The 6,615-nt window shown below is 73.9% G+C and carries 6 protein-coding genes and 1 pseudogene; 3 read left to right on the top strand and 4 right to left on the bottom strand.

The window, feature by feature from the left end; genetic code table 11:
• Positions 1-332, top strand: a pseudogene (locus BHU15_RS32190) (hypothetical protein); the annotation flags it as partial.
• A 16-nt stretch (positions 333-348) separates the two neighbouring features.
• Here BHU15_RS32190 and BHU15_RS32185 read toward each other — a convergent pair.
• Complete coding sequence (locus BHU15_RS32185; protein ID WP_069630361.1) at positions 349-2,157, bottom strand: hypothetical protein; 1,809 nt, start codon at positions 2,155-2,157, stop codon at positions 349-351.
• Positions 2,158-2,270: 113 nt separating this feature from the next.
• Here BHU15_RS32185 and BHU15_RS32180 point away from each other — a divergent pair, with 113 nt between their 5' ends.
• Positions 2,271-2,981, top strand: a complete 711-nt coding sequence (locus BHU15_RS32180; RefSeq protein WP_069630360.1) for an SDR family oxidoreductase — start codon at positions 2,271-2,273, stop codon at positions 2,979-2,981.
• Positions 2,982-3,087: 106 nt separating this feature from the next.
• On the opposite strand, the gene BHU15_RS32175 is transcribed toward BHU15_RS32180, so the two are convergent.
• Together BHU15_RS32175 and BHU15_RS32170 are read right to left on the bottom strand one after the other, a co-directional pair.
• Entirely contained in the window at positions 3,088-4,089 is a 1,002-nt protein-coding gene (locus tag BHU15_RS32175; protein ID WP_247748593.1) for a GlxA family transcriptional regulator, read from the bottom strand.
• Complete coding sequence (locus BHU15_RS32170) at positions 4,077-4,730, bottom strand: HD domain-containing protein (RefSeq protein ID WP_069630358.1); 654 nt, start codon at positions 4,728-4,730, stop codon at positions 4,077-4,079. Before BHU15_RS32170 ends, BHU15_RS32175 begins: the two co-directional genes overlap by 13 nt.
• Before the next feature lie 168 nt (positions 4,731-4,898).
• Here BHU15_RS32170 and BHU15_RS32165 point away from each other — a divergent pair, with 168 nt between their 5' ends.
• A complete protein-coding gene (locus BHU15_RS32165; protein WP_069630357.1) occupies positions 4,899-5,876 on the top strand; it encodes an SDR family NAD(P)-dependent oxidoreductase in 978 nt (325 codons plus the stop codon).
• 43 nt (positions 5,877-5,919) lie between these two features.
• Here the strand turns inward: BHU15_RS32165 and BHU15_RS32160 are convergent, their stop codons facing one another.
• Complete coding sequence (locus tag BHU15_RS32160) at positions 5,920-6,588, bottom strand: P-loop NTPase family protein (protein WP_255293259.1); 669 nt, start codon at positions 6,586-6,588, stop codon at positions 5,920-5,922.
• Positions 6,589-6,615 lie beyond the last annotated feature (27 nt).

The following is a 6,615-nucleotide window of genomic DNA, read 5'->3' as shown; positions in this document are numbered from 1 at the left end:
TGCACGGTACGCACCGGGCCGTCGGCATGCTCGTCGGCAAGCCGCAGTTTCCCGCGGCGGGCCTCGCGGCCCGGTTCGGGGAGGCGGCCGATCCCCGGGCCCGCGCACTGGCCGTACGCCACGCGGAGGCGACGCCCGCGCTCCTGGAACGGCTGAGCCGCGATCCCGATGCCGACGTACGGGCGGCGGTCGCCCGGGACGCGCGGCTGCCGGTGGCGCGCGTGGTGGAGTTGCTGGCGGATCCGGACGTGGCGTCGGCCGCCGCGGGCAATCCGGCGCTGCCGGTCGCGGAGATGACGGCGCTGCTGGACGCGGCGGGCGTGCCGGAGTGAGCGGGCGGCGCTGCCGTCAGCCGGTCAGCGCCAGCAGTCCGCGCGCCAACTCCCTTGCCGCCAGGTCGGGGTGGGGCGTCCCGTCACACAGGGGGCTGGAGACCACACGGCGCGGGGAGAAGGCGATGTGCTCCACGGCGGTACGGGCCGCCACCGGGAGCAGGCGCATCGCCGTCAGCGCGCGCAGCGCGCCGAGGTGCGGCTGGTGACCGTAGTAGGGACGGTCCGCATGGCTGCGGCGGGCGAGTTGGGCCGCGACGACCGGTGCCGTGTCGTGGGTACGGCCGGTGACACGCCAGATCGCGGCGGCGGCGTCCGCGCGGCTCTCCAGGCCCGGTGCCTTCAGCCGCTCCTCCACCAAGGGCAGCAACTGGGCGGCGCGGGGGCCGAGTTCGGCCGCCACCTCGACGGCCGCCGTTCGCCGCGCCAGGGCGTCCGGCAGTGCCTGGACGACCTCCAGCGCGGGACGCTCCTCGCCGGTGACCCGTGCCAGGGCCAGCGCCGCCGCCAGATCACCGGCTTCGGCCCGTACGCGCAGGGCCCGAGCCGCGCCCGGCCCGGCCGCGGGACCGAGCGCGGCCAGCACTCCGGCCGACGCGGGCAGCAGCCGGACGAGCTCGTCCACGCGTCCGGCCGCGAGCGCGGGGAAGTCCCGTAGCGCGTCGACCCATTCGGTACGCGGACGGTCCGCGATCCGGCGTACGACCGGCTCGGCCGCGGCGCCGAACACCTCCACCGTGACCGTGACGACTGCGCCGGGCGAGCTGACCGGGGTCAGTCGCAACGTGGCGGATTCCTCGGGCAGTTCGTCCATCAGGCGCAGTACGAGGGCGATCGCACCGGGCACACGCAGCCGTACCGCGACGAGCGTCGCCGCCACCCGTACCGACGGGTCGTCGGAGGCGAGATGGGACGCCAGCCACGGCGCGGGCCCACCGCCCGCGAGGGCGGCGGCGACCGTGGCCACCCGGCACAGGTCGGGGGCGTCCACGGCAGCCGCCGCGAGCCACGGCAGGACGTCGCTCTCCCGGTCGCGCCAGACCTCGGTCAGCTCCCAGGCCAGCGGCAGGCCCCGCGTCACCGCGCGCAGTGCGGCGTCCGGGTCGTCCATCAGCCTGTCCATGAGCGGCCGGTAGGAGTCGGGCCAGGGGTGGTGGGTCTCGTCGGTGGGCGCCGCCCGGTGCGCGTCGAGCGCCGCTTCCACCAGGTCGGGCGGCAGCGGCAGCGGGGCCGTACGCAGCAGGTCCGTCGCGGCCGCCCTGCGTACCGGCGGCTCCGGCGCCGACAGGAGCGCGCGGGCGCGCGCGGCGCCGGTCTCGGGCGAGACGTCGAGCAGGCCGAGCGCGGTGACGAGATCGGCCCGTACCTCGGCGTCGCGTTCCTCCGCCAGCCGGGCCCGAAGCAGCGGGAGCAGCGGCAGCGAGGCGTCCTCGCAGACGGCGACCGTCCACACCATCGCCCGCCGTACGGCGGGGTCCTCGTCCGCCGCCAGCCCCAGCAGGGAAGGCAGCGCCACGGCCACCGCCCTGCGCACCTCCCGGTACTCGGGGCCCGACCCTTCGGCCGCCCCGTGCAGCAGCCACATCAGCCGCAGCCGGTCGCCGGGCCCTTCCAGGGCGAGGCGGGCGATGAAGGGGACGGCCGCGGCGGTCGCCGGGTAGATCGACCCCTGGTGGCAGAGCGACGAGTTCAACTCGTCCAGCGCCGGGTCCCGCCGCGCCGCGTCGGGGGAACCGGCCGCGCGCAGCAGGGCGGGTATGTCGCCGGCGGGGCCGTACGCGTGCGTCAGCGCCGGCCAGTCGATGTCGTCGATCCCCTCCAGCATGGGCGTGACCCTACGACAGGGCTTTCCGTCTCGGGTGGGCCGGCCCCGCACCGGCGGTGTCCGGGGAAACCGGACGGCTGGCTGACGGCGCCGGCCTGCCGGAAGGTGGAGGCATGACAACGACACTGATCACCGGAGCGAACAAAGGACTGGGCTTCGAGACCGCGCGCCGGCTCGTCGCCGCGGGCCACACCGTCTACCTGGGCAGCCGGGACGCGAAGCGCGGGCGCGAGGCCGCCGAGCGGCTGGGCGCGCGCCCGGTCGTCCTCGATGTCACCGACGAGGCGTCCGTCGCCGCCGCGGCGAAGACCGTCGAGACGGCGGGCGACGGCCTGGACGTACTGGTCAACAACGCCGGCATCGAGCGGCGGGCGCCGGACGGCACGGTGTACACCGCGGCGCAGGAGACCGCCGACGGGATGCGGACGGTGTTCGAGACGAACGTCTTCGGCGTGGTCCGGGTCACCCACGCGTTCCTGCCGCTGCTCCGGCGCTCGGCCGCCCCGGTCGTGGTCAACGTCAGCAGCGGCCTGGGCTCGATGACCCTGATGACCGGGGCGGGCGCGGCGCAGTCTGCGTATCCCGGCGTCGCCTATCCGGCGTCCAAGACGGCGCTCAACATGATCACGGTGCAGTACGCGAAGGCGTTCCCCGACTTCCGGATCAACGCGGTGGAGCCGGGTTTCACGGCGACGGATCTGAACGCGCACACCGGCACCCAGACGGTCGAGGAAGGCGCGGAGATCATCGTCCGGATGGCCCAACTGGGCCCGGACGGCCCGACGGGCGGCTCCTTCACCGCGTCGGGCCCACAGCCCTGGTAGCCGCGGGGCCTCGGTCGCCGTAGCCGGTTCTGTCAGTGGTGTCGGGTTGGATGGCCGCCATGACCGACGCGGCGTGCGCTCCGGATCGGCCGCCTACAGCGCCGGCTCACGCGACTCCGTGAGGCGTCGTCGTACGAAATCGTGCCCGGTAGGCGGTCGGGGCGATGCCCAGTGCGTGCTGGAAGACGCGGCGCATCGTCTCGGACGAGCCGAAACCGGATGCCTGCGCCACCGTGTCGACGGGGTCGTCACCCGATTCGAGGAGCACCTGGGCGGCCTCCAGCCGTACGGATTCCACGTACTGGCCCGTCGTCGTGCCCGTCTCGGCGCGGAAGAGCCTGCTGAGATGGCGGGCGCTGACGCCGACCGCGACCGCCAGGGACTCCAGGCTGTGCGGGGCCGCCGGGTCGGCGCCGACCGCGTCCATCACCCGGCGCACCACCGGGTGCCTGGCCGTACGCGGCGCCAGCCGCGCGCTGAACTGCGACTGGCCGCCGGGGCGGGCCATGAAGACCACCAGCTCGCGCGCGACGTCGCGCGCCACCGCGGCGCCGTGGTCGTCCTCGACCAGGGAGAGCGCGAGATCGATTCCGGCGGTGACGCCGGCTGACGTGACGACGTCGCCGTCCCGCACGAACACCGGGTCCGTCTCGACGCGCACCCGTGGGTAGGCGGTGGCGAGTTGGGCCGCCAGCCGCCAGTGCGTCGCGGCTCGCCGGCCGTCGAGCGCGCCCGTCTCCGCCAGGACGAACGCGCCGGCGCACACCGAGGTGACCCGCCGTGAGCGTTTCAGCAGATCGTCGACGAGGGCGATGAGCGGCCGGTTCGTGACCGCGCGCCGCCAGTCGCTCCGGCCGGGCACCACGAGGGTGTGCAGCCGGGCGGGCAGGTCGGGCGGCCCGGCGTCGACGCCGATCCGCAGGCCCGACGACGTCGTCACGTCCGCCCCGTCCGGGGAGACGATCCGCACGTCGTAGCCGGCGCCGAACATGTTGGCCGTCGTGAACACCTCGGCCGGGCCGGTGACATCGAGGAGCTGCACCCCGTCGAAGGCGACGACGGCGACGACACCCGGGCCGGCGGCGGCGCGGGGGGTCACTCGGGCCACGGGGAGTCCAGGATCGTCCGCACGAAGTCGCCGCGCTCGAAGCCGGGCACGTAGTGGGCGAGGACGTCGGCCTTGACGTTGCCGAACGTGGTCTCCGGCTTGTGGCGCACGCCGTCCGTGAACGCGCCGAGAATGCGCTGCTTGAAGCCGGGGCGCGGGTGCAGTGCGACGACGGCGGTCCGGTCGTCGTCGCCGATGTCGTGGTAGCCGATGCCGAGGACGTCGTACTCGACGCCCGCCGTCACCAGCGCCACCTCGGGCTCCATGAACTCCGGCACGCCCGGCGTCGTGTGCAGGGCGATGGCGGTCCACACGCGCCGGACGCTGTCCTCCGGGACGTCGTGCGCGCGCAGGAAGCGGCGCGCCTCGTCGGCGCTGTCCACCTCGAAGCGGCGCCCGCTGCCGTGGAAGGGCTCGCCCAGTCCGAGATCGTGGAACATCGCCCCGATGTAGAGCAGTTCGGGGTCGAAGCCGATGTCCCGGTTGCGGCCCTGGAGGCTGCCGAAGAAGTAGACGCGGCGCGAGTGGTCGTAGATCAGCTCGCTCACGGTGTCGCGTACGAGTTCGGTCGCCTCGCGTGCGAGCTTCGTGTCCGGTACGGGTACGCCCGCCGGTGCGGAGAGGCCGTCGGTCACTGTCATCACCTGGTCCTTCGGGTTGCCGGTGCTCTCCAGTCTGCTGAGCGGCGGGACGGCGTGCCATGGCCACAGGGCCGTATGACCCACAGATGCGGACATGCGGCGACACCCGGACGGCCCGCCGGGCGTGCGCTTGACTTCGAGAACACTCCAATACGTACCGTCGGAGCCATGACTACTCCTCAGCACACGATCGGTTCAGGTTTCGGCGCGACGAGCACCGCCGAGGAGGTCCTGCGGGGTGTGGACCTCGGCGGGAAGCTCGCGGTCGTCACCGGTGGCTACTCCGGCCTGGGGCTGGAGACGACGCGCGCGCTGACTCACGCGGGCGCGCGCGTCGTGGTGCCCGCCAGGCGGCCCGCCGTCGCCGAGGAAGCCGTCGCGGGGATCGAGGGGGCGGCGGGCCGGGTCGAGGTCGACGAGCTGGACCTGGGTGACCTGGACAGCGTCCGGGCGTTCGCCGAGAGGTTCCTCGCCACCGGGCGCGACATCGACCTCATGATCAACAACGCCGGGATCATGGCCTGCCCCGAGACTCGTGTCGGACCGGGCTGGGAGGCGCAGTTCGCGACGAACCACCTCGGCCACTTCGCACTCGTCAACCGGCTGTGGCCGGCGATCGAGCGCGGTGGCGCGCGTGTCGTCTCCGTGTCGTCGGGCGGTCACCGGCACTCCCCGATCCGCTGGGACGACGTGCGGTTCGAGCGGGGTTACGACAAGTGGCAGGCGTACGGCCAGGCGAAGACCGCCAACGTGCTGTTCGCCGTGCACCTCGACGCGCTGGGCAAGGACGCCGGTGTGCGGGCCTTCTCGCTGCACCCCGGTGGCATCCTCACACCGCTCCAGCGTCACCTTCCCAAGGAGGAGATGGTCGCCTTCGGGTGGATCGACGAGGACGGCAATCCCGTCAACTCGTCGTTCAAGACGCCCGAGCAGGGCGCGGCCACCCAGGTGTGGGCGGCGACCTCACCTCAGCTGGCGGACGCGGGCGGCGTGTACCTGGAGGACTGCGACATCGCCGAACCGGCCGACGAGGACGACTTCAAGGGCGGCGTACGCGGGTACGCGACGGACCCCGAGCAGGCGGCGCGGCTGTGGAGGCTCTCCGCCGAACTCACCGGCGTGGACGCGTTCGCGACGGCCGGCTGAGCGGGCGGCGGGCGGGGACGGGCACGGCCGGGCGGCCTGGGGGTCACAGCTCGGGCAGGTTCTCCCGTACGTACTGCTCCGTCCGCGCCGCGTCGCGCTGCCCGACGTCCACGCGCAGCACGTGCCAATCGGTGCGGGCGGCCAGCAGCCGTACGGTCAACTCCTCCTCCCGGCGCAGATGTTCGGCCGCCGACGCGAGGTCCTTCACGGAGCGGGTGCCCGGCGATGCGCCGAGTTTGGTGACGTACCAGTCGGTCCACTGCGGCCCCTCGCGCTCGACGGCGCGCCGCAGGGCGGTGTCCGGGTCGTCCCGCAGATAGACCACGGTCACGCGGGTCGGCCGGACCGCCTCCGCGAGGTCGGCCAGGACGGCGGCGATGGCGGTCTCGTCGTGGCCCCATGCCACGAGTGAGGGGATGAACGGCAGCAGCGCGTCCGTGACCAGGACGTCCACCCCGTCGGCGCGGGACCGTGCCACGTAGTCGCGGGTGGACTCCACAAGCGTGGCGGGCCGCACACTGCCGGCGCCGTCGGCGAACTCGTCGGCCACGGGGCGGAAGGAGGGGCGGGTGAGGATGTCGGCTTCCTCGAAGTGGTCGACGCGCGCGCCCGATTCGGCGGCCCCGCGGGCGAGGGCGCGGCAGAGAGTCGACTTGCCGACTCCGGGGCTGCTGCCGACGACTGCGATCAGGTGTCCGCTCACCATGGTCATCGAGGCAGTCTCGCACGGGGGCCGCTC

It is taken from the genome of Streptomyces niveus (assembly GCF_001723055.1).
In the GTDB taxonomy this organism is placed as follows: domain Bacteria; phylum Actinomycetota; class Actinomycetes; order Streptomycetales; family Streptomycetaceae; genus Streptomyces; species Streptomyces niveus.
Note: the sequence above shows the minus strand (reverse complement) of the source record. Positions and strands in the feature narration are given on the sequence as shown.